Annotated in this window: 23 protein-coding genes; 14 read left to right on the top strand and 9 right to left on the bottom strand. The window is 69.6% G+C overall.

What is annotated here, in order from left to right:
* Positions 1 to 4: 4 nt before the first annotated feature.
* Both ACFYPC_RS10280 and ACFYPC_RS10275 read right to left on the bottom strand, forming a co-directional pair.
* Positions 5 to 316 carry a hypothetical protein gene (locus tag ACFYPC_RS10280; protein WP_388673354.1) on the bottom strand — a complete coding sequence of 104 codons (312 nt, stop codon included), beginning with the start codon at positions 314 to 316 and terminating at the stop codon, positions 5 to 7.
* A gap of 366 nt (positions 317 to 682) precedes the next feature.
* Positions 683 to 871 carry a hypothetical protein gene (locus tag ACFYPC_RS10275; RefSeq protein WP_388673424.1) on the bottom strand — a complete coding sequence of 63 codons (189 nt, stop codon included), beginning with the start codon at positions 869 to 871 and terminating at the stop codon, positions 683 to 685.
* Here ACFYPC_RS10275 and ACFYPC_RS10270 point away from each other — a divergent pair.
* The gene (locus ACFYPC_RS10270; RefSeq protein ID WP_388673418.1) at positions 803 to 1,462 is read left to right on the top strand and encodes an alpha/beta hydrolase; all 660 of its coding nucleotides are present in this window, start codon (positions 803 to 805) and stop codon (positions 1,460 to 1,462) included. The two genes, ACFYPC_RS10275 and ACFYPC_RS10270, sit on opposite strands and share 69 nt — an antisense overlap.
* A 292-nt stretch (positions 1,463 to 1,754) precedes the next feature.
* Here the strand turns inward: ACFYPC_RS10270 and ACFYPC_RS10265 are convergent, their stop codons facing one another.
* Positions 1,755 to 2,228, bottom strand: coding sequence for a hypothetical protein (locus ACFYPC_RS10265; protein ID WP_388673352.1), 474 nt, complete (start codon positions 2,226 to 2,228; stop codon positions 1,755 to 1,757).
* Between the two features lie 346 nt (positions 2,229 to 2,574).
* Entirely contained in the window at positions 2,575 to 2,883 is a 309-nt protein-coding gene (locus ACFYPC_RS10260) for a hypothetical protein (RefSeq protein WP_388673350.1), read from the bottom strand.
* Between the two features lie 313 nt (positions 2,884 to 3,196).
* Between ACFYPC_RS10260 and ACFYPC_RS10255 the strand changes: the two genes are divergently transcribed.
* The 8 genes from ACFYPC_RS10255 (at position 3,197) to ACFYPC_RS10220 (ending at position 11,359) form a co-directional block, all read left to right on the top strand.
* A complete protein-coding gene (locus ACFYPC_RS10255; RefSeq protein ID WP_388673348.1) occupies positions 3,197 to 3,883 on the top strand; it encodes a hypothetical protein in 687 nt (228 codons plus the stop codon).
* Between the two features lie 369 nt (positions 3,884 to 4,252).
* Positions 4,253 to 5,281 (top strand): glutamine synthetase, encoded by a 1,029-nt coding sequence (gene glnII / locus ACFYPC_RS10250; RefSeq protein WP_388673346.1) that lies wholly within the window; start codon positions 4,253 to 4,255, stop codon positions 5,279 to 5,281.
* 256 nt (positions 5,282 to 5,537) lie between these two features.
* Positions 5,538 to 5,660 carry a hypothetical protein gene (locus tag ACFYPC_RS10245; protein WP_388673344.1) on the top strand — a complete coding sequence of 41 codons (123 nt, stop codon included), beginning with the start codon at positions 5,538 to 5,540 and terminating at the stop codon, positions 5,658 to 5,660.
* Between the two features lie 117 nt (positions 5,661 to 5,777).
* Entirely contained in the window at positions 5,778 to 6,368 is a 591-nt protein-coding gene (locus ACFYPC_RS10240; protein ID WP_388673342.1) for a winged helix-turn-helix domain-containing protein, read from the top strand.
* A 90-nt stretch (positions 6,369 to 6,458) separates the two neighbouring features.
* The gene (locus tag ACFYPC_RS10235; RefSeq protein ID WP_388673340.1) at positions 6,459 to 7,451 is read left to right on the top strand and encodes an SDR family oxidoreductase; all 993 of its coding nucleotides are present in this window, start codon (positions 6,459 to 6,461) and stop codon (positions 7,449 to 7,451) included.
* 225 nt (positions 7,452 to 7,676) lie between these two features.
* Positions 7,677 to 8,951: a sensor histidine kinase gene (locus ACFYPC_RS10230; RefSeq protein ID WP_388673338.1), complete on the top strand. Its 1,275-nt coding sequence runs from the start codon at positions 7,677 to 7,679 to the stop codon at positions 8,949 to 8,951.
* On the top strand, positions 8,936 to 9,592 hold the full coding sequence (locus ACFYPC_RS10225) for a LuxR C-terminal-related transcriptional regulator (RefSeq protein WP_388673336.1): 657 nt from the start codon (positions 8,936 to 8,938) through the stop codon (positions 9,590 to 9,592). The genes ACFYPC_RS10230 and ACFYPC_RS10225 overlap by 16 nt, the downstream gene beginning before the upstream one ends.
* 231 nt (positions 9,593 to 9,823) lie before the next feature.
* Positions 9,824 to 11,359, top strand: a complete 1,536-nt coding sequence (locus ACFYPC_RS10220) for a DUF1996 domain-containing protein (RefSeq protein ID WP_388673334.1) — start codon at positions 9,824 to 9,826, stop codon at positions 11,357 to 11,359.
* A 181-nt stretch (positions 11,360 to 11,540) separates the two neighbouring features.
* Here ACFYPC_RS10220 and ACFYPC_RS10215 read toward each other — a convergent pair whose 3' ends face one another.
* Complete coding sequence (locus ACFYPC_RS10215; RefSeq protein WP_388673332.1) at positions 11,541 to 11,951, bottom strand: hypothetical protein; 411 nt, start codon at positions 11,949 to 11,951, stop codon at positions 11,541 to 11,543.
* 151 nt (positions 11,952 to 12,102) lie between these two features.
* Between ACFYPC_RS10215 and ACFYPC_RS10210 the strand changes: the two genes are divergently transcribed.
* The 5 genes from ACFYPC_RS10210 to ACFYPC_RS10190 all read left to right on the top strand — a co-directional run bounded on the left by ACFYPC_RS10210 (position 12,103) and on the right by ACFYPC_RS10190 (position 17,513).
* Positions 12,103 to 12,600 (top strand): tetratricopeptide repeat protein, encoded by a 498-nt coding sequence (locus tag ACFYPC_RS10210; RefSeq protein ID WP_388673331.1) that lies wholly within the window; start codon positions 12,103 to 12,105, stop codon positions 12,598 to 12,600.
* Positions 12,601 to 12,672: 72 nt separating this feature from the next.
* Positions 12,673 to 14,604, top strand: coding sequence for a hypothetical protein (locus tag ACFYPC_RS10205; RefSeq protein ID WP_388673329.1), 1,932 nt, complete (start codon positions 12,673 to 12,675; stop codon positions 14,602 to 14,604).
* 130 nt (positions 14,605 to 14,734) lie between these two features.
* Complete coding sequence (locus ACFYPC_RS10200) at positions 14,735 to 15,697, top strand: metal-dependent hydrolase (protein WP_388673327.1); 963 nt, start codon at positions 14,735 to 14,737, stop codon at positions 15,695 to 15,697.
* A complete protein-coding gene (locus ACFYPC_RS10195; protein WP_388673325.1) occupies positions 15,697 to 16,755 on the top strand; it encodes a PDR/VanB family oxidoreductase in 1,059 nt (352 codons plus the stop codon). The genes ACFYPC_RS10200 and ACFYPC_RS10195 overlap by 1 nt, the downstream gene beginning before the upstream one ends.
* A gap of 56 nt (positions 16,756 to 16,811) precedes the next feature.
* Complete coding sequence (locus tag ACFYPC_RS10190; protein ID WP_388673323.1) at positions 16,812 to 17,513, top strand: TetR/AcrR family transcriptional regulator; 702 nt, start codon at positions 16,812 to 16,814, stop codon at positions 17,511 to 17,513.
* Between the two features lie 28 nt (positions 17,514 to 17,541).
* Here ACFYPC_RS10190 and ACFYPC_RS10185 read toward each other — a convergent pair whose 3' ends face one another.
* From ACFYPC_RS10185 to ACFYPC_RS10170, 4 genes are all read right to left on the bottom strand, one after another.
* Entirely contained in the window at positions 17,542 to 17,901 is a 360-nt protein-coding gene (locus tag ACFYPC_RS10185) for a 5-carboxymethyl-2-hydroxymuconate Delta-isomerase (RefSeq protein WP_388673321.1), read from the bottom strand.
* Between the two features lie 28 nt (positions 17,902 to 17,929).
* Positions 17,930 to 19,549, bottom strand: a complete 1,620-nt coding sequence (locus ACFYPC_RS10180; RefSeq protein ID WP_388673319.1) for a SpoIIE family protein phosphatase — start codon at positions 19,547 to 19,549, stop codon at positions 17,930 to 17,932.
* A 71-nt stretch (positions 19,550 to 19,620) separates the two neighbouring features.
* Positions 19,621 to 25,041 carry a pullulanase-type alpha-1,6-glucosidase gene (gene pulA / locus ACFYPC_RS10175; protein ID WP_388673317.1) on the bottom strand — a complete coding sequence of 1,807 codons (5,421 nt, stop codon included), beginning with the start codon at positions 25,039 to 25,041 and terminating at the stop codon, positions 19,621 to 19,623.
* 206 nt (positions 25,042 to 25,247) lie between these two features.
* Complete coding sequence (locus ACFYPC_RS10170) at positions 25,248 to 26,630, bottom strand: alpha-amylase family protein (RefSeq protein WP_388673315.1); 1,383 nt, start codon at positions 26,628 to 26,630, stop codon at positions 25,248 to 25,250.
* Positions 26,631 to 26,762: the final 132 nt, after the last annotated feature.

Here is a 26,762-nt window from a genome sequence, read left to right as displayed (position 1 = left end):
CTGTCTACTTCTGGCGCTCCTGGCGCCGCGCCTCCAGCGGACGTTCGCGGCGGTAACGGCGCTCCCACCTGGCCTGACGGTCACGGCGGGCGCGGTACGCGCGGTAGGTGGAGTCAGCGCGACCGCCGGCTCCGGACGCGCCCGACGAGGGGGCACTCGGCGCCGAGCCCGGTGCGGATGCCGCCGATGATCCGTCCCCGGTACGGCCGTAGCGGACGTACAGAAAGAGCAGGGCGACCGCCGCGAGCCAGAGAACGTGGTTGGAGAAGCCCATGACGACCAGGATCGCGGTCGCTGAAATGACCAAGGTTCCCATGACGGGACTCCTTGCGTACGTGGGTGACTGGATCTTGACGTAGTGAAGGTGCTTCCGGATGAAACGACGGGGGCGCTGAGGGAGGCTGCCGTCCGTCGGTGCGTAGAGAGTAGCCCTGAGCCCGCCCACTGATGCCTGTCCGGAGGAAAGCGGTGCTCGGCTCCTCCGGAACGCCTCTCCAGCGTAGGGAAGCGCCCGGTGGGGCGCATCTGCATTTCCATGGACATATCCCTCACCTGGGATTCCTCGCCAGGGTGCGTGAGTAAATGAGGGGTGCTCTTCCCATTCACGTACGACCATGACGGTGAACGACTGAGCTGCGTCAGCGGATCGGCCGGTGACAGCGAATCAGCTGGTGACGGCCCATCAGCCGATGGCGGAGGAAACGGCGGTGGCCGAGGAGACCGCGGTGGCCGAGGAGACCATGGTGGTTCGGCAGCCACCGCTGTCCTGCTGCACGGCGCGGGCCTCGGCAGCAAGGAACGGCTGCTCCCGCTGCTGGAGGAGTTCGTCGCGCGCGGCTGCCGAGGTCTCGCTCTCGACTTCTCCGGACATGGCGAAAGCTCAGGCGCGCTGGGCGAGTTGAGCCTCAAGAAACGCTTCGAGCAGGCCGTCGCCGTCATCGACGCGACCCTGCCTGCGGACGCGCCGCTGATCCTGGTCGGATTCAGCATGAGCGGCCAGACGGTGGCCGACCTCGCGGGGCACTACGGGGAGCGAGCGGTGGCGCTGGGGCTGTGCGCGCCCGCCGTGTACGGCGCCGAGGCGTGGCCGGTTTCGTTCGGGGACGGCGAGGGCCGCTTCAGCGAGATCATCCGTACGCCGGACAGCTGGCGTCAGGCCCCCGCGCTGGGCGTCCTGCGGGCGTACGCGGGGCGCGCGGTGCTCGCCGTGCCGGGCACCGACACCGTGATCCCGCCCGCCGTGACCGAGGCCGTGACGGAGGCGCTCGCCACCCGTGCCCACTTCAGCCGGCTCGAACTGCCCGGCGCCGAGCACATGTTGGGCCTGTGGTTCCGCGACCACGCCGAGGACCGGCGGCGGTTCGTGGACGCCGTCCTCACCGGGCTCGGCGAACAGACGCAGCACCTCGGGGCCGGCGCGGCTGATCGCGGCCGCGGGCTCACGCACCCTGTGTCGCCGTGACCGCCCCGGCCGTCACGGCGGCGCCCGGTGTTGCGCGGTCGGCGGTGTTCTGGTCCGCGTAGCGCGGCGCGAAGTCCGCGACGAGCGTTCGAAGGTGTCGGCGCCCCCCAGGCAGTTCCTGAAGGCTGCTCCTGCCCTGTGGTTCCAGTACGGCGACGTAGTCGGGCCGGTCGACACCGGGATCCAGCCGGTGTGCGCGGAGCGGGAGCGGGAGTCGCGTCTGCGCCGGCCGATCTGCCCTGCGCGGCGCGATTCGCCGCGGTCGCCGTGGCGCCGGTCGGGGCCATGGTCGTCAGTTCCGCGCGGCTCTGGCCACTTCGGCGGTGACATCGCCCGAAAGCGTGCGGTTGCTGCGGACGGTGGCGTCCTTGGCGGCGCCCGCCGCGACCGCGTCGACCGTGACGACGGCCGTGTCGAGGAGGTTGCCGCTCCGATCGCGGAAGTCGATCTGGACGGCGTACGACTTCGACGAGGAGGTGGAGTTGGTGACGGTCACCTTGGCGGCGGAGCGTCCGTCGGAGTCGGTGCTCACGTCGCTCACCTTGACGTCGCCCTTGGCGTTCACGCCGTTCTTGAACTCGTCGAACTTCTGGCCGGCCTCGGCGGTGGCGGAGGCGAGGGCGTCGCCGGCCTCGGAGGCGATGGAGGACGCCGCGGAGGCGACGCCGGAGGGGGTGGTGTCGTCCGAGCAGCCGGTGAGGGGTGCGGCCAGGGCCGCCGTGGCGGCTGCGCCCAGGATCAGCCCCCGAATGCCGTGCCTCTCCATGGCGTCTCCTGACATCTCGCTGGTTGGCGTGCGGTTCCGCTCCTCGCGGTTGCCTCAGTCAAGGCGGGGAGCGGGGCGTGCGCATGCCGGGTACGGCGATCGGGTGAGGTGGGGGCGGTCGCCGGGCGGGGTCGGGATGGTCGCCGGGCGGGGTGGGGAGTTTTTCGCCCCCTCCGCCCCTACCCGTCCCCTGTTCCTGGGGGCTGCCGCCCCCAGACCCCCCGTATCGCGCCGAACGCGCTCGTCCTCAAACGCCGGACGGGCTGAATAAGGACGGCCTCCACCTCGTCCCCGACCGCCGGACGGGCTGAAAGATCTCCAGCCCCTCCGGCGATCGAGAAGCGGATCAGCGCGCGTACTTCATGAGCGCCCGCACCATGTGGCATGTGGTGTCCGACGGCGGGTGGACGCCGATGAACTGGGCGGTGATGCGGATCGTCTCGTTGCGGGCCTGGTTCGGCATGTAGATGCCGGAGTCGAGCAGGGCGATCGCGAGGCGCATCGCCTTGAGCCGGCGGTTGTGGATGACGTACCACTCGCGGGGACGCCCCGGCGGCAGCGGGCGCTTCTCCACGGGCTCGTACGGCAGGTCCAGCTGGACCGCCCTCTTGGACGTGGACTGGGTGGGCAGCGGCTTCAGTGCGGCAGCGGGCACAGGCATCCTCCTGTCGCGGTCAGGGCACCGCCGGACTACCGGCGACACCCTCGAACACTGCTTCTATTCTACCGTCGAGCACTGACAAAAGCCGCTGGCCACAAGGCACTTGGGGCTGCTGTGACACCAGCAGAAGAAGGAGTTTCACGGAGCGCCTGCGGCAGGCCGATGCCGACTGATGCGGACCGATGCGGACCGCGCATCAACTCCCTTGTGACATACGTTACTTCAGTGACTCCTGTAACCGTTGAGTAACTCCGTTCGGCATCTCGTACATAGCGGCGTACGCACCCCCGCACACAGGAGGCCGCCCATGTCGCGCAGGAGAACCCTCAGCACCAGGAAGAAGCTCGCGCTGTTGGTCAGCGCCGCGGCCGTGGCCGGAGGCGGAGCCTTTGCCCTGGCTGCCACCTCGAACGCCGCGTCGGTGCAGAACGCGGCGAGTTCGACGGTCTGCCAGGGACTGGCCACCGCGTTCGGCAACAACGAGCAGTTCATCGCCGATCAACGGGCCGCCCCTGACGCGCAGTCGGAGGCCCGGATCGCCAACCGCGAGGCCGTCCTCGCGCAGATCAAGGTGCAGCAGGAAGCGTCCGGCTGTGCGGTCGGGGAGTCGGCTCAGGACTCCCAGACCGCCTCACCGGCCATCCCCGCCACCCCCGCCGCTCCCGCCGCTCCCCCGGCCTCGGCTCCCGCGGCGAGCGCCCCCGCCGAGGACACCGGTGGCGATGCCGACGCCGGCGCCGCGAGCGGCGAGCAGGTCTGCAACGGCTCGACCGTCACCCTCTCCGGGGAGGCAGGCGCCCCGGCCGCGTCCAGCAACCAGTTCCCGGCCGGTACGCAGCTCAGGGTCACGAACCTGGACAACAACAAGTCCACGACCGTGGAGGTCACCGCGACCTCGGGAAGCTGTGTCCTGCTGAACAACGAGGCCTTCGAGCTGGTCCGCGAGCCCGGCAAGTTCCTGATCCGCAACGCCGTGATCGAGCGGGTGGGCTGACGGAAGCCGCATGAACCGGGCCCTGCCGCCTGCCGGGAAGAGGCGGCAGGGCCCTCACTCGTGGCGCACCCCAACACCCCGTGCGCGCCCGCAAACCCATCGCATACGAGCCGTGGCCCCCCGGGCAGCGGGAAGCGCCGTGCGCGACTACCCGCCAGGGCCGCCGATCCCGGTCGCGAACACCCCCGCCGAGCGGATCCCGGCACGAACGGGCATACAGAGCTCAGGTAACACGGGGTTCACATTCGAGCAATGATCGGGAAATCGCCTGTTGACAGGCTGACCTGCATATCCGCGGCGCCTCAGTGCCGCAGCGCCGCAGGCAGCACCCGCAGTGCGACTGAAGACCCACCCCGAAGGATGTGGCCCGTGACCTTCAAGGCTGAGTACATCTGGATCGACGGCACCGAGCCGACGGCCAAGCTCCGTTCGAAGACGAAGATACTGGCCGACGACGCCAAGGGTGCCGAGCTGCCGATCTGGGGCTTCGACGGTTCCTCGACGAACCAGGCCGAGGGTCACGCCTCCGACCGCGTACTCAAGCCGGTCGCCACGTACCCGGACCCGATCCGCGGCGGCGACGACGTCCTCGTCATGTGCGAGGTCCTGAACATCGACATGACGCCGCACGAGTCCAACACCCGTGCCGCGCTGACCGAGGTGTCGGACAAGTTCGCCGCGCAGGAGTCGATCTTCGGCATCGAGCAGGAGTACACCTTCTTCAAGGGCGCGCGCCCGCTGGGCTTCCCCGAGGGTGGCTTCCCGGCCGCGCAGGGCGGCTACTACTGCGGTGTCGGCTCGGACGAGATCTTCGGCCGTGACATCGTCGAGGCGCACCTGGAGAACTGTCTCAAGGCGGGTCTCGCCATCTCCGGCATCAACGCCGAGGTCATGCCCGGCCAGTGGGAGTTCCAGGTCGGCCCGGTCTCCCCGCTGGAGGTCTCCGACCAGCTGTGGGTGGCCCGCTGGCTGCTCTACCGCACCGCCGAGGACTTCGGCGTCTCCGCGACGCTGGACCCCAAGCCGGTGAAGGGCGACTGGAACGGCGCGGGCGCGCACACCAACTTCTCCACGAAGGCGATGCGCGAGGGCTACGACGCGATCATCACCGCGTGCGAGTCGCTGGGCGAGGGCTCGAAGCCGATGGACCACGTCAAGAACTACGGCGCCGGCATCGACGACCGCCTGACGGGCCTGCACGAGACCGCCCCGTGGAACGAGTACAGCTACGGCGTCTCCAACCGCGGCGCCTCGGTCCGTATCCCCTGGCAGGTCGAGAAGGACGGCAAGGGCTACATCGAGGACCGCCGTCCGAACGCCAACGTCGACCCGTACGTCGTGACGCGGCTGATCGTCGACACGTGCTGCACCGCCCTGGAGAAGGCCGGACAGGTCTGATCCGCCTGATCCGCCCTGCTTGTAGCTTGCTTGAAGGGCGTCCACCCTCGTGGTGGACGCCCTTTCTCCTTTCCCCCCGGGGTACGCCGACAGGCTTACGGGGGCCCGCGCCAGGTTCCTCAGGGGGTTCACGCCAGGTTTCACAGGGGTGTGACGCCAGGTTTCACAGAGGTGTGACGTCAAGTTCGCGCCAAGGAAGCGTCCGGCCGGTGAAAGGAGTCTCCTGCCCGGCGCCTGCTTCTGCTTCAATGGGGGCATGGCCAGCTTCCAGCAGTACACCGCGACGGGTCGCCATGACCTGGAGCCGTTCTGGCCTTCCCGTCAGCATCATGACTTCGACCGGGTGTGTTGTCGCGCGATGAACGCGCGGGCCCTCTAAAGCCGACACCCGGCCTCCGGCCAGCGCGCACGACGTACGTCCTCGACGCCCCCGACCACGAATTCGCGGCCGTCGATCTTCCCGACGAACTTCCTCGCGCGAAAGAGCTGACCTCTCATGGCGAACACCCGTTCCTTCTCCTCCGTCGCGACCTCCCAGGCCGCGACATCCACCACCTCCGGACGCCACCGACTGCGTGCCGTCGACCGGGACGAGGTGGTGGACGTCACCGACTTCCTGCCGCCGGGTGCCACCTGGCTGCCGGCCCCCCAGCACACCCTGCCCGTGCTGCCGGGGCAGCCGCCGATGATCGGCTACCTGGTCCTCGTACCCGCCGACCAGCAGCCCCTGCTGCCGGTCGCGGTGCCGGACCGGCCCGAGCCGTTCGCCGCCGAGGGCGCCGCCGGCAGTGACAACCCGCTCGTCCGCATCGACACCGTGCAGCGCACCGCCGAGGTCGACGGGCAGCAACTCGACCTCACCTACCTGGAGTTCGAGCTGCTCGCCCACCTCGTCGCGCACCCGCACCGGGTACACACCCGCGACCAGCTGGTCACCACCGTCTGGGGCTACGGGCACGTGGGCGACGGACGGACCGTCGACGTGCACGTCGCACGGCTGCGGCGCAAGCTCGGCGCGCAGCACCGGCAGGCGATTCAGACGGTGCGGCGAGTGGGGTACAAGTACACGCCGCCGACCGGTCGTTGATCCTACGGCCGCCCTCCGTGTCCTGACCGCGGATCTTCTGTCGGCAGATTCCTGTTCCGTACCGCCGGCCGTCCGGGCAGAGTCGTCCGTATGAGGCTTCTGATGCTGGGTGGTACGGAGTTCGCGGGCCGCGCCGTCGTGGAGGCGGCACTCGGTCGCGGCTGGGAGGTGACCGTCTTTCACCGGGGGCGGCACGCGCCTCCCATCGGGGTGCGGTCGTTGCACGGCGACCGCACCGCTCCCGACGGACTGGCGGCGCTTGCCGACGGTGAGTGGGATGCCGTCGTCGACACCTGGTCGGCCGCGCCGAGGGCCGTGCGGGACACGGCACGGCTGCTGGCCGACCGTGTCGGGCGGTATGTGTACGTGTCCAGCTGCTCCGTGTACGCGTGGCCGCCGCCCGCGGGGTACGGCGAGGACGCGGCCCTCGTCGAGGGGGCGTCCGGGGACGCCGAGGGAACCGACTACGCGCGGGACAAGCGGGGCGGTGAGCTGGCCGTGCTCGACGCGTTCGGGGCGGAGGGTGCGCTGCTGGTGCGGGCCGGGCTGATCCTCGGGCCGTACGAGAACATCGGGCGGCTGCCGTGGTGGCTGAACCGGGTCGCCCGGGGCGGCCCGGTTCTCGCCCCCGGGCCTCGGGAGCTCCCTCTCCAGTACGTCGATGTCCGCGATCTCGCCGAGTGGATCCTCGGGGGCGTGGAGCGGGGGCTGGGCGGGGCGTACAACCTGGTCAGTCCGCGTGGGCATACGACGATGGGGGGACTTCTCGACGCGTGCGTCCAGGTCACCGGGGGTGAGGGAGACCTGCGGTGGACCGATGCCGAGGTGATTCTCGGGGCCGGGGTCGAGCCGTGGACGCAGTTGCCGGTGTGGGTGCCGGGTGGGAGCGAGCTCCATGGGGCTCTTCATGGGCTCGATGTGGCGCGGGCGGTCGGGGCCGGGCTGCGGTGCCGGCCCGTTCTGGAGACCGTCGCCGATACCTGGAGCTGGCTCCAGGGGCTCGGCGGGGTTGCGCCCCTGCGGGCCGACCGGCCTGCGGTGGGGCTTGATCCGGTGGTGGAGGCGAAGGTGCTCGGGCTGTGAAGGGCGGTTGTTCGCCCCCTCCGCCCCTGCCCGTCCCTTGTTCCTGGGGGCTGCCGCCCCCAGACCCCCGCTGTCGCGCTGAACGCGCTCGTCCTCAAACGCCGGACGGGCTGAAAGATCTCCGGCGCGGGTAGGGCGGAAAAGCCAAGGGGTGCACTCACCACCACCCCCCGCCCGGGGGCCCGGCCCAGTGACCGGCCCCGCCGGGTCGGTGAGACTGAGTTCATGGATACGCAGAGCAGCAGCCCGGTGCGGGCACGGGCGCGAGAAGCCGTCGTGGCGGGAGCGCGCGGGCTTCTGATCGGTGTGGCCGGGCTCGTCGGGTCGGTGGCGCTGTTCGTGCCGGCCGTCGTGTCGATCGCGCTGGTCCCGGCCGGCGTCGGGATCGTCACGACGCCGTGGGTACTCAGCGGCGTACGCGCCTTCGCGAACTGGCGGCGGCTGGTCGCGGCCCAGTGGTGCGGGGTACGAATTCCGGCCGCCTACCGGCCGTTGCCCGAGGGCGCCAACCCGTGGGAGCGGTGTCTGCGGATGCTCCGGGACCCGGCGACCTGGCGGGACCTTGCGTGGCTGCCGGTCGACATGACCGCCGGGTTCGTGACCGCGCTGCTGCCGGCCGCCCTGCTGCTCTACCCCCTGGAGGGGTTCGCGCTCGCGCTCGGCCTGTGGCGCGTCCTGGCGGACGCCACGGGCGGCGACTGGTGGTACGGGTTCGTGCCGGTCTCGGGGCAGGGCACGGCGCTCCTCGCGGGCGTACTGGGCGTCGCCCTCCTCGGCGCCGCCTACTACCTCACCCCGCCCCTGCTCCGTGTCCACTTTCTGCTCGCCCGGGCCGTGCTCAGCCCGGACGAGGGCGAACTCGCCGAGCGGGTACGCGTGCTGACCGAGACACGGCGCGACGCGGTCGACACCTCGGCAGCCGAACTCCGGCGTATTGAGAGGGACTTGCACGACGGAGCACAGGCTCGGCTGGTCGCCATGGGGATGGATCTGGGGACCATCGAGGCGCTGGTCGAGAAGGATCCGGCCAAGGCGAAGGAGTTGCTGGCGCAGGCCCGCCGGTCCTCCGCCGAGGCGCTCACCGAGCTGCGGGACCTGGTGCGGGGCATTCATCCGCCCGTACTCGCCGAGCGCGGACTCGGCGACGCCGTACGGGCGTTGGCGCTGCGGCTGCCGCTCGCAAGCGAGGTGGAGGTCGATCTCGGCGGCCGTCCGGGCGAGCCGGTCGAGGCGGCGGCGTACTTCGCCGTCAGTGAGGTGCTGACCAACGCGGTCAAGCACTCGGGTGCCGAGCGCGTCTGGGTCGACGTCCATCACACGGACGGCATGCTGCGCATCACGGTCACCGACAACGGCACGGGCGGTGCCCGGCTCGACGCGGGCTCCGGGCTCACCGGGGTCGACCGGCGACTGGGTACATTCGACGGCGTCCTGGCCGTCAGCAGTCCCTCGGGCGGTCCCACCATGGTCACCATGGAGATCCCTTGCGAGTTGTCCTAGCCGAAGACCTGTTCCTGCTGCGCGACGGACTGGTCCGGATGCTCCGGGCGTACGACTTCGAGATCGCCGCGGCGGTCGAGACCGGGCCCGAACTGAGCCGGGCGCTGGCCGAGTTGGAACCGGACGTCGCGGTGGTCGACGTACGGCTGCCGCCCTCGTTCACCGACGAGGGGCTGCAGTGCGCGCTGGAGGCCCGCCGGAACCGCCCCGGGTTGCCGGTGCTCGTCCTGTCGCAGCACGTGGAGCAGTTGTACGCGCGGGAGTTGCTTGCCGACGGCACGGGCGGGGTCGGCTATCTTCTGAAGGACCGGGTGTTCGACGCGGACCAGTTCATCGATGCCGTGCGCAGGGTCGCGGGAGGCGGTACGGCCATGGATCCGCAGGTGATCCAGCAGTTGCTGTCGCGGCGCTCGACCACCGACCAGCCGCTCGGCCGGCTCACCCCGCGCGAGCTTGAGGTGCTCGAACTGATGGCACAGGGACGTACGAACGCGGCCATCGCGGGTCAACTCGTGGTCACGGAACGGGCGATCGCGAAACACACCTCCAACATCTTCGCCAAACTGGGGCTGGAGGTCTCGGATGACGACAACCGGCGCGTACTCGCGGTGCTCGCCTATCTGGACCGAGGGGAGCGTTGACACGTATTCAGCGATGCTGAATAACATTCAGACCTGTCACCAAACCTGTTTTTCGAGATCAACTGCCGGAGAATCGCGGGCTTCTGTGCCCATTGTGGGGGAATCGACCTCACGAGGTTCTAAGATTTTCCGAGCTTTCTGAACACCACACACGCCCCACGCGTATGGAACGGAGCCGCTTCACTCCTGTCGGGCGCCCTCGCTGCCCCGCAAGGAAGTCAGAGGAGTTCCATGGGACGCAATGTACGAAAACGCCGTTCGCCACTGGTCGTTCGCGCCGTGGCCGCATCCGCGGCCCTCGCGATCGGTGGAGGCGGGCTTGTCTGGGCGAACTTCTACGCCTCGGCGCATGAGGAGAACTCGGGGCAGAACAGCACCAAGGCCGCCACCGCTCAGGTGGCCACCATCTACTGCCCGGATGTCGGTCAGCAGCTCACCGATGTGCCCGACCAGGCGCGCGGTGAGGTCGATGGCGAGCTGGCCACGCTGGACCAGCAGATCACCGACGCCTACCAGCGGCTGGCGACCACTCGGGACGCTCAGGCCCAGGATGCGAGCTTCGTCCAGAATTCCGTACTCCAGCCGCTCAAGGACAACCGAGCGGTGATCATCGACCGGATCCAGCTGGAGATCTCCCGGGTCGGCGGCAACGCGCCGGGCACGCTGGACGGTCTCGCCTCCTGTACCGGGGAGGCTGTGGAGCAGCCGCAGACCAACGACGGTCAGGCAGGCGACGGTCAGGACCAGAACGGCGGCGACCAGAACGCCGAGAGTCCCGCCCCCGGCGAGGACACCGGCGGTGAGGCCCCTCCGGTCGGCGGCGGTCAGGGCGGCAACGGTCCGGTGGCGGCCGACTTCCAGGACATCACCACCGCCCAGGGCAACGCCGACCGGGGCGTGGGCGCGAACGGGCTCGTCGCGAGCGGGAAGACCGGTTCGACGGGCACCTTCACCACGAGGTGCGGCACCAACGGGAACGACAACCACAACACGGACAACGTGATCGTCGCCCCCGGTGTCACCAACGGCGCACACCACCTGCACGACTACGTCGGCAACCAGAACAACGACGCTTTCGCGAGCGACGATGCCCTGGCGGCGGCCGACACCACCTGCGAGAACCAGGGTGACAAGTCGTCGTACTTCTGGCCGGTGCTGCGTCTGCAGGACGGCACCCAGGACTTCGACCAGAACAACGCCGGTGGCGGCACCGAGGGCAACGTGGGCAAGATCCTCGAGCCCGTCGAGGCGCAGCTCAAGTTCTTCGGGAACAAGACCGGCGACGTCGTCGCGATGCCGACGGCCCTGCGCATCATCACGGGTGACGCCAAGGCCTTCGTCAACGGCCTCGCCAACGCCAACACCAACTGGAGCTGCACCGGCTTCGAGAACAAGGTGCAGTTGGAGGACAAGTACCCGATCTGCCCCGAGGGCAGCAACGTGGTACGGACATCCCTCTTCCAGAGCTGCTGGGACGGCCAGAACATCGACAGCGCCAACCACCGCACACACGTGGCGTTCGTCCAGGCCGACGGCACCTGCGCCAACGGCTTCCAGGCGATCCCCCAGCTCCGGGTCCGGCTGGTCTACGACGTACCGGCCCCGACCATCGAGAACGACCAGGTCGTGAACGCGTACGCGGTCGACTCCTTCCCGGAGCAGCTGCACAAGCCGATCACCGACCACAACGACTTCATCAACTTCTTCTCCACGGACACGATGAACAAGATGGTCAACTGCATCAACACCGGCAAGAAGTGCTCGTGAGTGGCTCGCTGAGAAGGTGACCCACTGAGAGAGCCGGTGGCGGGAATTCCCGCCACCGGCTCTCGCTTGCATCCGACCGGGCCGCCCCGCCGGATCTCGGCCGGCTCGGACCAGGTTCGGATCCGGACCGGATCGGGACGGATCGGGACCGGATCCGAGCCAGTGCCCTGAAACCGTGCGGTCAACCGGTGTGAGCGGAGTGGTCGGTCCCCACTTCCATGGTCCCGCCGAGCCGGCCGCGCAGCGCGGTGACCACCTGCTGCTCGCCGACGGCCACCCACTTGCGGCCGACGAGGTAGAACCCGCCGTAGTCCTTGGCTCCGTTGATCCACTCGCGCTGGCCGCGGTCCGTGGCGAAGGTCGCGAGGATGAACTGGCCGTCGGTGTTCTTGCAGGTGGCCTGGCGGATCTCGTCCGCGTCCGTCTGCAGGTCCGGGGAACAGCCCGCCTCACTCGCGATGTGCTCCAGGCTGCCGGTCGCGGTGACGGGCACCGCGTCGGACGTGTCCGAGGTGTCCTCGGCCGCGCAGCCCGTGAGCGCCAGCACCGCCACGGCTCCGGCCACCGTGAGCTTCGGTCGCGTCAACCTCATACCTGCGTACCTCCGGTCTGTGTCGGCGCCCATACCGCCGGGAGCCCCGTCGAACGAGGGCCCTTGCCCTGGATACGGCTCACAGGGGCCCCGCGCTCAATCAGCGGGCCCCTGTCTGCCTCAGAGGGCACACCCGTGCGAGGGTTAGCCCGTGAACGACGACTGGGAAGAGCGTACGGCGGCGGCCTGGGCCACGTTCGACGACTATGACGAAGCAGACGCGGCGGACTTCCGGGCGGTGATCGACAAGCTGGTCGCGGAGCTGCCCGCCGCCAGCCCGCTCGGCCCCTTCGAGCAGGCCTCCGCCTGGGACTCGACGGGCCACTCGGACAAGGCCATCCCGCTGTACCGGGAGGCGCTGGCCCGCGGGCTGGACGGCTACCGGGCGCGCCGCACCAAGATCCAACTAGCCAGTTCACTGCGGAACCTGGGGAAGCCGGAGGAGGGCGTGGACCTTCTCGGCCCGGAACTCGAAGCCCCCTCGGACGAGTTGGACGATGCCGTACGCGCCTGCCTCGCCCTCTGCCTCGCCGACCTGGGCCGCGAACGCGAGGGCCTCGCCCTGGTGATCGGCGCCCTCGCACCCCATCTGCCGCGCTATCAGCGGTCGATGGCGAACTACGCGAGGCTCCTGGTCGAACCCGAGTAGCGCGTGACGGGCGGCAGGCGGCAGGCGGCAGGCGGCGGGTGACCATCCGACGACTCGCTCGTTTTTCGCTGTGTGCAGTCACAGGATGTAGCCCCGCGCTCCGCACCCTCCTCAGCCCCGGTCGTCGATGTCGAGCAGGCCGAGGCGGCGCTCGTCGAGCACTATCCGCGGCTGGTCCGGCTCGCCTATCTGGTGCTGCCGCCCAGCCTCGGCCGCAACCGCCGGGTGCTCACCGCGCATGCCCTCACCCAGCGCGCGCTGCCCCGGGGCCGCACGTCCGGTGACGCGACGGTCATTCCGGCCCAGCAGACGGGCGGCGGCCGCGACGGCGACCCCGGCTACGCCTTCGTACGCCTCCAAGTGGTGCGTACGGCGCTGGAGGCGGGCCTGCCGCTGGCCCGGCGGGCGTGGCCCAAGCGGTCCCAGCTGCCGCCGCTGCTGCCCCAGGTGTGGGGCCTCAGGCTCTTCCCGCGTTCGGGCGGCGCCGACGAACTCGCCCTGGACCAGCGGCTGTCCGCGCTCTCCGGCCCGGCTCGCGCCGCGTATGTGCTGCGCGGCCTGGAGAAACTGTCCGAGGCGGACGTACGGAAGCTGCTGACGGCGGCCGGGGTCGACGACCCGGGCGCGGCGCTCGCGGTGGCCGCCGGTCTGGAGGCGCAGGACTCGCTGCTCAACTCCCCCGAGTTCGACCCCTGTTCGCTGCATGCCCGGCCCACCGATCTGATGCGGCGCAGGCAGCACGTAAAGGCCGCGATCGCCGCCACCGCGGCCGTCGTGGTGTGCGGTGCGCTGCTCGGCCTGCCCGGCGACGGGTGGGGGCCCGACGGCGCCGCGGCGCCACCGTACGCGCAGAACCCGGCGGCCCAGGCCGCGCTGGATCCGGCGCAGCTGACCAAGGTGGCGGCAGGCGCCTGGCAGTCGTCCGCGCGTACCGACTTCTCGGTGTGGCCGGCGCGCGGGGATCTCGTCGGCGACAGCGCGCTGCTGCGGCGGGCGCTCGCCGTGTGGGCGCGGCCCGGCGAGTCCGTCGCGGTCTCGGCGACCCCCGGCACGCCGTCCGGCGCCCCGCCCGGGCCGCCGCAGCTCCTGTACGCGGGTGAGGTGGACCAGGCTCGTGTCGTGCTGCTCTACGACGGTCTGCGCATCGCGCGGTACGCCGAGCCGACCGACGGCACGAGCGGCGCGGCCCTCGACTTCGCCCGGGTCGACGGCGCGAAGGGGGCGGAGGCGGAGGCGGTGGTACTCGGCCGGACGGACGGCAACGTCCGCTACCTGACGGCCCCTTGGGTGAAGAAGGCCACCGAGCGGGACCTGCTGAAGCCGTCCTCCGGCGCGATGGATCTCGCTCTCTCGGCCGACGGTGTCGCCTCCCCGCTGGCCAGCCCGGCCCAGCAGTCGGGCGCGTGCACCTCGTGGAACGTGCTGGAGCTCACGGACAACTCGGGCACCCGTCTGCTGACCGACCTCGGCGAGCTGATCCCGGCCCATCTCACCTCGGGACAGCCCTCGTCCCCCGGCGAGGCATCCGGCGCCGAAGCGCTGCGGAACTGGGCGCCGTTCGCCTGCTCGCTGGCGTCCGTGCGCTCGCAGGGCGTGCGGTCGGTGAACGCCTGGCAGTACGCGCGGCAGGATCTGCCCGACGCCGGCGGCAGCGCGACCTGGATGTGCACGCGGGCCGACACCTGGCGGGGCGGCGGCACGCGCGTGCTCGCGCAGTTCCAGACGCCCGGCGGGGTGTACGGCGCGGTCGCCGCGAAGGCCGAGAACTCCCCGGCGTGCGGTCCCCGCGACCCACATGTGCTGGCAGGCGTGCTGTGGAAGTCGGGCACGGGAAGCTGGTATCTCCTCGCGGCCGGGAGCAGGGACACGGAGTCGGTCGGCGCGACCGGCGGGGTGACCGGGTCGGCACAGGGCCCCCTGCTCGCCGTACGGACGGAGCAGGGTGCGCAGGCCGAGCTGAAGGGGAGTCTGGAGGACGGGCGGGAGATCAGCGGGCTACGCTGAGCCAAGTCACAAGATCTTGTAACGGGGCGAACGTTGCGAGCGTTGCCTGCCACGGCACTAGCTGACGTTTGTGTCAACAAGTCGCTGCACGGGGGTTCTCCCCACACCTACCCATCAGTAGATTGACGGCATGTCCAACAAGCGTCCGCGGCTGCCCCAGCCGGTCGACTCCGAGCGGATACCCCTCAAGGCGCGGAAGGTGTCGTTCTCCTGGGAGGACACGCCCCTGCACTGGGTGCCGGGTGAACCGTTCGCCACGCACACCATCAATGTGCTGCATCTGCTGCTGCCGGCCGGCGAGCGCTGGTTCGTGCATGTGTACAAGCAGGTGCTGCCGTACATCCGGGACGAGCGGCTGCGCGAGGACGTCATCGGGTTCATCGGCCAGGAGGCCATGCACGCGCAGGCGCACGACGAGGTACTCCCCCACCTCAGGGAACTCGGGCTCGATCCGACGCCGTACACCGCCCAGGTCGACTGGCTCTTCGAGAAGCTGCTCGGCGACCGTACGCTGCCGCCGGGCAAGGCCCGTAAGTGGTGGCTGATGGAGCGGGTCGCGATCATCGCGGCGATCGAGCACTACACCGCGTTCCTCGGCAACTGGGTGCTGAACGCCGAGGAGTTGGACCGGCGGGGCGCCGATCCGACCATGCTGGACCTGCTGCGCTGGCACGGCGCGGAGGAGGTCGAACACCGGTCCGTGGCGTTCGAGCTGTTCCTGCATGTCGACGGGAGCTACCGGCGCCGCGTGCGGACCTGGGCTACCGCGTTCACCGCTCTGGTCTTCCTGTGGCAGCGCGGGGCGCGCTTCTTCATGGCGAACGATCCGACGCTCACGGCGGGCAGGGCGAGCAGGGCGAGCTTCAAGGACTTCCACCGGGCCGGAAAGGCGGGGGTGCTGCCCTCGACGGGGGACATGCTCAGGTCCGTTCCGCGCTATCTCAGCCGGGCCTACCACCCCTCCCAGGAGGGGTCGACCGAGCAAGCGGTGGCCTACCTGGCGGCCTCGCCCGCGGCGAAGGCCGCGGAGAAAGCCATGGAGAAGGCCGCGGAGAGGGCCGCGGAGAAGGCCGTGGAACGGGGCACTGCCTGATGCCCGGGCTGCGGACCGTCGTGGCAGTCGCCGGTATGGCCCTGCTCGTCAGGCGCGCGATGCACCGGCGGATCGAGGCCTCGCCGCTGTGGCCGCTGCCCGCGCTGGAGAACCCGATCTCCGGCCGGCCACGCTCCCGGGCGCTGCGGCTGTCGGTCGCCCGGCATGAGCGGGTCGCCGACAGCGTCGTACAACTGCGCCTGGAAGGGCGGAACTTGCCGCGCTGGGAGCCGGGCGCACATCTCGACCTGGTGCTGCCCTCGGGGCTCGTACGGCAGTACTCGCTGTGCGGGGATCCCGAGGACACCTCGTCGTACACCGTCGCAGCGCGGCTCGTGGGCGAGACGGCGGGCGGGCGCGGGGGCTCGCGGGAGGTGCACGAGGGGATCCGGGAGGGGATGGAGGTCGAGGTGCGCGGACCGCGCAACCGCTTCCCGCTCGTGACCGCTCCCGCGTATGTCTTCGTGGCCGGCGGTATCGGGATCACACCGCTCCTGCCGATGCTCCGCTCGCTTCAACAGGGCTCAGAATGGCGGCTGTTGTACTGCGGGCGCACGCGGGCCTCGATGCCGTTCCTGGAGGAGATCGGGAAGCTGCGGGGCGGGCGGGTCACCGTCGTGGCCGAGGACGAGGACGGACTGCCCGACCTCGACGCGCTGTTCACCGATGTCCCCGAGGAGTCGGCGGTCTACTGCTGCGGCCCGGAGGGGCTGATGGCCGCCGTCGAGGCCCGGCTCCCGGAGGGGGCGACACTGCACCTGGAGCGGTTCGCGCCGCGCATGTCCAGTGAGGGGAACGGCGCCTTTGAGGTCGAACTGCGCCGCAGCGGACGTACGTTGACCGTGTCCGCCGACTCCACCGTGCTCGCCGCGGTCCGCGCGGAGCTGCCGAACACCGCGTACTCCTGCGCTCAGGGCTTCTGCGGAACCTGCCAACAGCGGGTCCTGGAAGGGGAGATCGAGCACCGGGACGAACTGCTGACGGACGCGGAGCGTAGTGACACGATGCTGATCTGTGTATCGCGGGCCCGGGGTGAGAGGATCGTCCTGGATATGTGAACCGCCGTGGCCGGACGGGGCCGTTCCAGGCCGGATCCGATCGGTAAGGTGTTCGTATGACAACCGGGGTACGCCGCAGGATGGGTGTCGATGAACGGCGGCAGCAGCTGATCGGCGTCGCCCTCGAACTCTTCAGCAGACGCTCGCCCGACGAGGTCTCCATCGACGAGATAGCCGCGGCAGCGGGCATCTCTCGACCGCTGGTCTACCACTACTTCCCCGGCAAACTCAGCCTGTACGAGGCCGCGTTGCAGCGCGCCTCGGACGATCTCGCGGGACGGTTCATCGTCCCCGAGGAGGGCTCGCTGGGGTCGCGGCTGCTGCTGGTGATGCGCCGGTTCTTCGACTTCGTCGACGACCACGGGCCGGGGTTCGCGGCGCTGATGCGTGGCGGCCCGGCGGTCGGTTCGTCCACCACCAACGCACTGGTCGACGGAGTACGGCAGGCCGCCTACATCCAGGTCCTCTCGCACATGAATGTCCAAAACCCGCCCGCCCGGCTGGAGTTGGTCGTCCGCTCATGGATCTCGCTCGTCGAGTCGACGGCGCTGATCTGGCTGGACGGCCGGCGTATCCCGCGCGCCGAGCTGGAGCGGCAGCTCGTGCACGACTTCGCGGCGCTGGCGGCGGTCAGTGCCGCGTACGACGAGGAACTCAGTGAACTGCTGCGCCGGTCGCTGAAGAACGAGCCGGGCGACGGGCCGTTCAGTGACCTCGTCGTCCGGCTGATCGCGCTGGCGACGCCGCCGGCCTCGTAAGGACTGCCTCGTAAGGACTGCCACTCCCCTACTCCTCGTACCTTCGGTACGAAGGGTCGAGTTCGCGTACTTCGGCGGACGCGTGAAGCGTCGCCACCCCGTCGGTGGGCTTGATGTGCCCCCGCAGCAACTCCAGTACGGCTTCGGTGAGCTTGGCCTTGGTCTCCTCGGTGCGGCCCGGGAGCAGGGCGAGCGTGATGTGCACGATGGCGTGCCCGTCCGCCTCCGCTCCCACGACGTTGTCCTCGGTCGGCAGGAACCGTGTCTTGCATGCCTCGATGCGTGCGGCCGCCGTCTCGACGACCACCGGGTGCAGCGCGAGTGCGAAGCCGGGCCGGTCGAAGGTGACGTCGAGCGACTCGGAATATTCGACGGTGATCTGCGGCATGAGCACTCCCGTTCTAGACGTGTCCCGATCACCCTAGCCGCAGCGCAAGGAGCGCGATGTCGTCCTCCCGGTCGCGGCCGAAGTGGTCCAGGAGTGTGTCGCAGAGGGCGTCCAGGCCGGGCAGGGAGCCGGCGGCGGCAGCGCGGAGCTGCTCCATCGAGACCGAGAGGTCCGTGCCCCGCGTCTCGATCAGACCGTCGGTGACCATGAGGAGCCGGTCGGTGGGTTCGAGGAACAGCTCGGTGGGCGGTGGGTGGGGCAGGCCCACGCCGAGCAGCGGTCCTGCGGCCTTGACGTAGTCGGCGCTGCCCGTGTCACGGATGATCAGCGGCGGGATGTGACCGGCGTTGGCGATGCGGGTGCGTCCGGTGGCGGGGTCGGTCAGGGCCAGGCAGACGGTGGCGGTGACGTCGGGGTGGTAGCGCCGGAGCATCCGGTCGAGGCGCTCGGCGAGCACGGCCGGGTCGCTCTCGTCGACGCAGTAGGCGCGCAGCGCGTGCCGGATCTCGACCATGACGGTGGCCGCCTCCAGCGAGTGCCCGACGACGTCGCCGACCGCGGCGAGCACCCCGTCGCCGGTGCGCAGGGCGGCGTAGAAGTCCCCGCCGATCTCGGTCTCGTGGGACGCGGGCACGTACCGGACCACGACGTCGAGGCCCGGCAGTTCGGGCAGCCGGTGCGGCTGGGGCAGGAAGCTGTGCTGGAGGGTGAGGGCGACATGCCGTTCGACCTGGTACATGAGCAGTGGTTCGGCGGCCAGCGCGGTGGCCTCGGCGAGCCTGGCCACCAGGGCCTCGTCCTCGGGGTTCACCCGGCGCAGACCGCGGGTGGGTGTGGCCAGGCACACCGAGGCCCTGCCGTCCTGGATGGGGATCAGCGCCAGGCGGGCGTCGTGCTGCACGCCCGGCCGGAAGAACCCGGCGGGCCACAGCGGCGCGGGCACGGTGGTGATCTGTACGCCGGCCTGGCCGCGGACGAGCCGCCGGAGCAGAGCGGCCACGGTCCGGTGGGCGCCCTCGTCGGGCAACGCGAGCGAGGTACGGTCGCGTGAGGTGGCGCGGTACAGCTGGTCGTCGGGCCCCAGGACGAAGACGGCCGCCGGGCCCCCGGTGAGCCGCGCGGCGCCTTCGGCGGCGGCGTCGGCGAGCTCCTGCGGGGAGCGCGCCGTCTGGATCGCGACGATCGTCTCCGCCAGCCGGGCCAGCCGCCGTGCCAGCGCCTGGTCGTCGGCCCGCAGCCGCGCGGCGCGCACCGCGGCACGGATCACCGCGTCGATCTCCTCGGGCTCGGCGGGCACCGTCAGATACGCCTCGCCGCCCGCGTCGAGCCCCTGACTGCGGTCGCCCGGGGCGACGGCGGCGGCCGAGAAGTGCACGACGGGCAGCCCGCCCATGTGCGGCCGGTCCTTGAGCCGGCGGCACAGTTCGAAGCCGCTCATGTCCGGCAGGTGGACATCGATGAGCGCGACGTCGGGAAGGGTGCCCTTGCGCAGCCGTACGTCGAGTTCGACGAGGGCATCGTGGCCACTGCCGGCCGCGACGACCTGGTAACCGGCGCGGCGCAGCATGGCGCCCATGGCGTACCTGCTGGCCGCCACGTCGTCCACGACCAGCACGGTCGTGTCTGTCCGCTTGCCGTTGACGTCCATCTGCCAGCCCTTGGACACACTGGTGGGGCAGACCGGAGTTCGCGGTCTGCCCCACCAAGGTAATGCCCTTTTCAGGAAGTCCGGGAAAATATCGCCACGGTACGCCCCGGAACGGCGAACGTGCCCGTTTTCTGTGCATACGAGGCGGACTTGACGGTGGAGTCGGCGCCCGCCGCCTGCACCGGATGCAGCGCGTACGCCGTCCCTGTCAGCGCGTCGACCGTCTGTTCCCGCTTCTCGGGCGTCGCGTTGAAGACGATGACAAGGTCGCCGAGTTCCATCGTGATCACACCGGGTGTCTCGTCCGTCCCCGACAGCGGGAAGGACAGCTTCGACTGCACCTGGCCGGCCGTGGCGAGCGAGAAGACGCTCTCGGTCGTACGGATCTTCTGCAGGTCCTGGTACGCAGCCGAACTGCCCTCGATCTGGTCGCAGCCCACCTTGACGGAGGTCAACAACGGTGTGGCGTACGGCCACTTGGAGGCGTTGTCGGCCGCCATCGGCAGCCCGCGTCCGAAGCCGTTGCCGTCCTGGCAGTTCCAGTGGATGGCGTTGAACCAGTCGCCGCTGTCGTAGGAGTTGCGGTCCAGGGACTTGGAGCGGAGCAGGTCGGAGCCCGCCTGGGAGAGGGACGGGCCCTGCGAGAGGGTGGCCGTCGCCATGGCCAGGACCTGCATACGGGCCCGGTCGCTCGCGCTCGTCGCGGCGGGCAGCTTGAAGGTGAGGGCGTCGTACAGCGACTCGTTGTCGTGGGCGTCGGCGTACGCGAGGGCGTCTCCGGGCGCGTCCGCGTATCCCGCCGGCTGCCCGTTGTAGTCGACCTCGGAGCCCTTGACCTGCTTTCCGCTGCTGTCGGTGAAGCCGTAGGTGGCGAGGTTGCCGCTCAGTCCGACCTTGATGAGGTCCTGGTAATGCAGCAGGCGTGCCTTCTGCTCGGCCGAAGTGCCGTTACTGGTCGAGGAGTTGGGGTCGGTGTAGAGGCCGGACGCGAAGCCCTGGACGCCGGGGTCCTCGTCGAAGGGGCCACCGCCGCGTACGGCGTCCCGCGCGCGGTCCGAGAAGGTCGCGATGCCGGTCCCCGCCATGTTCTGCTGGGTGGCCTGCGTGAAGCGGGCGTCGTCGGCGACCTCGCCGAAGTTCCAGCCCTCGCCGTACAGAATGATCTTCTTGCCGTCGACGCCGTCCTTCTTGAGGGTGAGCGCGTCGAGTGCCTTGCGGACCGCGAGGATGTTGGCCTTGGGGTGGTGCCCCATGAGGTCGAAGCGGAAGCCGTCGACCTTGTACTCCTTGGCCCACGTGACGATCGAGTCCACCACCAGCTTGCCCATCATGGCGTTCTCGGTGGCCGTGTTGGCACAGCAGGTGCTCGTCGCCACGGACCCGTCCGCCAGGAGACGCTGGTAGTAGCCGGGTACGACTTTGTCGAGCACGGAGGTGTCGGCCTGGCCGCTCGCGGCGGTGTGGTTGTAGACGACGTCCATGACGACCCGCAGGCCGTCCTCGTTCAGCGACTTGACCATCTCGCGGAACTCGACCGTACGGTCCGTGCCGTCCGGGTCGGTCGCGTACGAGCCTTCCGGAACGGTGTAGTGGTAGGGGTCGTAGCCCCAGTTGTAGGCGTCCTTCGCGGCGGTCTTCGCCACACACTCCTGCTGCTCGCCGGAGTCGGCCGGGTAGGAGGCGAGGTCGCAGTCGGTGGCCGCCTGGTCGGACGTCTTCTCGGGAATGGTCGCGATGTCGAACGCGGGCAGCAAGTGCACGTACGAAGTACCGGACTTGGCCAGTTCTCGCAGGTGACTGGAGCCGTCGCTGTCCTTGTCGGCGAAGGCGAGATACGTGCCCGGGTGCTCGGCCGTGGGGTCCGCCACCGAGAAGTCGCGGATGTGCAGCTCCTGGATCTGGGCGTCCTTCAGCGCCACCGCCGCGGGCTTCTCGAGGCTCGACCAGCCGCTCGGCGCAAGGGACTTGGCGTCCAGGTCGACGACGAGGCTCTGCGTGGAGTCGGCGGTCAGGGCCACCGAGTACGGGTCGGTGACCGTGTTGGTGACGACCTTGCGGACGGTCGGCGCCCACACCTTGACGACGTACCGGTAGGGCTTGTTCACCCAGGACTTCTTGCCGGTGACGGACCAGACGCCGGTGGCGCTGTTCCGCTGCATGGCGACGGTGGAGCCGTCGAGGTCCAGGGCGACGCTCTGCGCGGTGGGCGCCCAAACGGCAAGTGTGGGACGGCCGTTGTGGAAGGTCGGGCCGAGGTCCGCCTTCGTCGCGTCGTACAGATCGTCGAGTACGCCGGCGATCTGTACGCCCGTCGCCGCCGTCACCGCTCCGTTCACGGCGCGTTGCGAGGCGACGACCTGACCGCTCAGGGCTTCACGCACCCGGTCCCGGTCGCGCGGGTCAACGGTCCAGGCGGTGTAGTCCTTGAGGTGCGGGAAGGCGGACTTCTGGGCGTCGGTGAGGGCTGACTCGGACAGGCGGAGCCACTTGGCGTCACCGGTCAGCGTGCCGTCCGACACCTCGATCGAACCGTCGCGCGAGTACAGGAGCTGCGTGGACACGGCCGCGTCGGAGCCGTTCCAGGCGACCGTGTTCCGGTCGATCCAGACCGCCTTGGACGTCGTCAGGTCGAGCGCGGCCGCGCTGCCCGCCGGCTGCGGGAGCAGGTACTTCTCCTGGCCGTTCAACAGCCACACCTCATGGCCGTTCGCCGAGAGGTCGAGCGACTGGTCGGTGGGGAGATCCTTCTCGTCGCCCTTGTGGAGGATGTAACTGAGGCTGGTGGCACCCTCGGCGAGCGGCACCTCGTACACGGCGCCGTACGCGTCGGTGCGCACCGGCTCCAGGGGCTTGGACCAGTCGGTGCCCGTCGCGGCGCCGGTCCAGACGTGCAGTCCCCAGCCGTCGTAGTCGCCGTCTGCACGGTGATAGTGCAGGACCGCCTTCGACTTGTCCTGCGCCGGGTATTCGGGCTTCTCCGTGAGGACGGCTTCCTTGCCCTGCTCGACCCAGACCTCGCCAGTCCTGGTGACGTCGATCGTGCGGTCGGCGGAGACGTCCTTGTTGCCGTCCTTGTCGATCACGAGGTAGCTGACACTGGAGGCGCCCGGCTTCAACTTGACGTAGGCGAAGGCCCCGTAGGCGTCGCGGCCGATGAAGCCGTGGCCCTCGGGCCAGTTCGTCGCCTCGCCGTCGGCGAGGTCGCCCCAGGCGTAGAGCCGCCAGTCGGTGTAGTCGCCGTCGGTGCGCTGGTAGTGGACGATCGCGTAGTCGCGCGAGGAGGCGGTGGGGATCTCCTCGGCGGGCGGTGTGCCCGTGACCGAGGTGGTCGTGGCGCTCTTTGTGCGTCCGGCCGAGTCGATGACAACTGCCTTGTAGCGCAAGGTCGTTCCGGCCGGTACGTCCTTGGCGAGGGCCTGGGTGACCTTGTACGGGGCGTGGTCGGCGGAGCCGAGCGTCCGCCACTTGGCGTTGCCGACCTGGGCGGCGAAGACGACACGGTTGAGCTGACCGCCGGTGACGACGGCGCTGAGTTCCACGGTGCCGGTGGCGCCCGCATCCGGCGCCTTGAGTGTGAGCGTCGGCTTGGAGGCCGGTGCGGCGAGCTTGCCCGCCGCCTTGAGGACGATCGAGGAGCCGGCCGGGACGGTGACGGTGACCTTGCTGTCGGCGCCGCTGGTGACGGTGGACCGGGTGCCGTAGATCCCGCGGAACGGCATGTCCGCCGAGCCGGTCGCGAAGCTCGCGGTCCTCGCCTCGCCCGCGTTGTTCACGGCGACGACGTACTCGGTGCCGGTGGCCGGGTCCGTACGGGAGAAGGCATAGACTCCGGCGCCGTCGGCGGCGTACCGCTCCGTCTGGACGCCGTCCGCGAGGGCGGGGTTGGCCTTGCGGAGCTTTGCGAGAGCACTGATCTGTTGGTAGAGCGGTGCACTCGCGTCGTAGGCATCGCTGGCGTGGGTGCGGTCGGTGCCGAGTTCGTCGTCGTCCAGGTAGTCGGCGGTTCGGGAGGCGAACATCGTCTGGCGGGCGTCCTTGTCGCCGCCCGCGCCGGTGAAGCCCTGCTCGTCGCCGTAGTAGACGACCGGGTTGCCGCGGCTGAGGAACATCAGCTCGTTGGCGAGCTTGTCCTTCTTGAGGAGCTCGGCGTCGGTCGCGCCAGGGTTGTCCTGGTTCAGGAAGTACCCGATGCGGCCCATGTCGTGGTTGCCGAGAAAGGTGACCTGCTCGTACGCGTTGGCCTTGTCCGTCGTGTACTTGTAGTCGTCGCCGAAGACCGAGGCCAGCTGCTGCGCGCTGCCGCCCTGGGAGGCGTACTGGCGGGCCGCTTCCTGGAAGGGGAAGTCGAGCGTGGCGTCGAGGCGGCCCTCGGTGACGTACGGCGAAGTGATCGACGTGTCGGCGGAGTAGACCTCGCCGAACATGAAGAAGTCGTCGCGGCCCTGCTTCTTCGCGTACGCGTCGAGGGCGGTGGCCCACTGCGTCCAGAACTCCATGTTGACGTGCTTCACGGTGTCGATCCGGAAGCCGTCGAGACGGAAGTCGCGGACCCACTTCTCGTAGATCTTCTCCATGCCGCTGACGACCTCGGGTCGCTCGGTCCACAGGTCGTCGAGGCCGGAGAAGTCGCCGTACTCGGAGCTCTCACCGGCGAAGGTGGAGTCGCCGCGGTTGTGGTACATCGTCGTGTCGTTGAGCCAGGACGGGACCTTGGTGTCCTGCTTCTCGGCGGTCACGGTCGGTGTGCGCGGGAAGGAGTCGGCGTCGACCTCGGGGAAGTCCTCCGCGCCGGCTGTACTGCCTGCGTAGGCGGCGTCGTCGAAGGGCTCGCCGTCCTTCGTCAGATACGGGAAGGCGCCCTTGGAGAGGTAGCCGTAGGACTTCTCCTCGTAGTCGACGACATCGGCGGTGTGGTTGGTGATGACGTCGAAGAAGACCTTCATGCCCTTGGCATGGGCCTTGGAGATCAGCGTCTCCAAGTCCTTGTTGGTGCCGAAGTGCGGATCGACCTGCGTGAAGTCGGTGATCCAGTAACCGTGGTAGGCGGCCGAGGCGTTGTCGCCGGTGCCCTGGACGGGCTGGTTCTTGAAAATCGGCGCCATCCAGATGGCGGTGGTGCCGAGGCCCTTGATGTAGTCGAGCTTCCCGGTCAGGCCCTTGAGGTCGCCGCCCTGGTAGAAGCCCTTGTCGGTGGGGTCGTAGCCGGTCGACAGGCGTGAACCGGTCAGGCCGCCCTCGTCGTTGGACGTGTCACCGTTCGCGAAACGGTCCGGGAGGACGAAGTAGAACTGCTCACGGGTCGCGTCGTTGCGGGCGGCCGTCTTCGCCAGAGCCGCGTCGGACGGGGGCGCGGGCGGGGTCGCGGCGCGGGCCGCGAGGGGCTGGACGAGCGCTGCGACGAGCGCGGCCACGGCGACAGCCGCGAACCGTCCGCGCTGCGCGGTGCGGCGGCGAGTGCGGTGCGCCCAGGGCGCCGACCATCTCGGTATCACAGGGGAAACTCCTTGCGATTACGGCTCATTGGGGTCCGACCCCACGCCGCGGCTCGGCCTCGTTGCCGGGCGCCGGCGTGACCGTATCGCTTACGCAAGGTTTGCAGCAAGAGTCTTGAAAGCGATGGCAAGAACTTTCACATCTGCTCGCAACCGAGGGCCCGTTCACCAAGAGGACAGGTGAACGGGCCCTCTTCTGCGGCCACTCAGCAGCTGGACTTGCCCGAGTAGACCGCCAGCGCCGTGTTGGCGCCGAGCGTCGCCGTGAACTGGCCCGAACTGTTCACCGCGACAGTCGTGTTGCTCTGCACGTTGCAGTACGTGCCCGCCGCGAGTGAGGTCTGGTAGGTGCGGGTCAGCGAGGACGACTCGTGGTTGATGGCCACGAAGCCCTTGGAGCCGCGGCCGAACGCGATGGCGTCGGCGCCGTTGTCCCACCAGTTGGTGACCGACTCACCGCGGGTGGCGTTACGGAAGGCGACCATCCGCTGGATCTCCGGCCAGGCGTGCTGACACTTCCAGCCGTCCTGCCAACAGGCGTTGACCGTCCCGTCGAGCGGCGGCCCGGCGTCGGTCGAGGAGAACTCGTAGCCCGAATTGATGTCGGGCGCGCCGTAGGGCCAGGCCAGCATGAAGACGTTCGCCAGGGTGTAGGTGGCGTTGTCCTTGTAGCTGAGCGTGGAGCCGTTGCGCTCGGTGTCGTGGTTGTCGACGAACACACCCGCGACGCCGCTGCTCAGGTAGCCCCAGCCCTCCCCGTAGTTCTTCAGGTAGGCGAGGTTCTCGTTGTTGAAGACCCGCTTGAGGTCGTAGGCGTACCGGAACTCCTGGACGTCGCCGTTGCCCGTGTACTCGGTCGGCTGGACGGCCTCGCCCGAGCCGTAGATGACCTCCTGCTTCCAGTACACGCTGGGATTGCTCAGCCGGGACTTGATGTTGGCGAGGTCGGCCGCCGGCATGTGCTTGGCCGCGTCGATGCGGAAGCCGTCGACGCCGTAGCCGAGCAGGGTGTTCAGGTAGCCGGCGATGGCGGAACGGACGTACGACTCGCCCGTGTCCAGGTCCGCGAGACCGACCAGTTCGCAGTTCTGGACGTTGGTGCGGTTCGTGTAGTCGCTGATGCTCGCGGTGCAGTCGTCGAAGTCGTACGAGGAGTACAGGCCGGGGTAGTTGTACTTCGTGTACGAGGAGCCGCCGGTGCCGCTGCCGCTGCCCGCCGACATGTGGTTGATGACCGTGTCGACGACCACCTTCACGCCCGCGTTGTGGCAGGCGGTGACCATGTCCCGGAAGTCGGTGGCGTTCCCGAGCCGCCCGGCTATCTGATAGCTGACCGGCTGGTACGAGGTCCACCACTGCGAGCCCTGGATGTGCTCGGCGGGCGGTGAGACCTGGACGAAGCCGTATCCGGCGGGGCCGAGCCGGCTCGCGCACTCCGTCGCGACGGAGTCGAAGTCCCACTCGAAGAGGACGGCGGTGACGTCCTTGGAGCCGGGGGGAGACGCCTGCGCCGTGCCCGCGGGGACGGCGAGCGCAAGCGAGGCGGCCGCCGTGAGAGCGAGGGCGCCGGAGAGAGTTCTGCTGGCCATGTGTGGTTCCTTCTCCATTGAAGGTCCATGAACGTCCATGAAGGTCCGTTGAATGTTCTTGCTGAAAGATTGCAAGATGTGCGGTGCCGCAGATAGTAGAGGCCCGCCTCCCGAAGCGGAAGGCGGGCTTCT

It is taken from the genome of Streptomyces sp. NPDC005808 (assembly GCF_042871385.1).
Taxonomy (GTDB): domain Bacteria; phylum Actinomycetota; class Actinomycetes; order Streptomycetales; family Streptomycetaceae; genus Streptomyces.
Note: the sequence above shows the minus strand (reverse complement) of the source record. Positions and strands in the feature narration are given on the sequence as shown.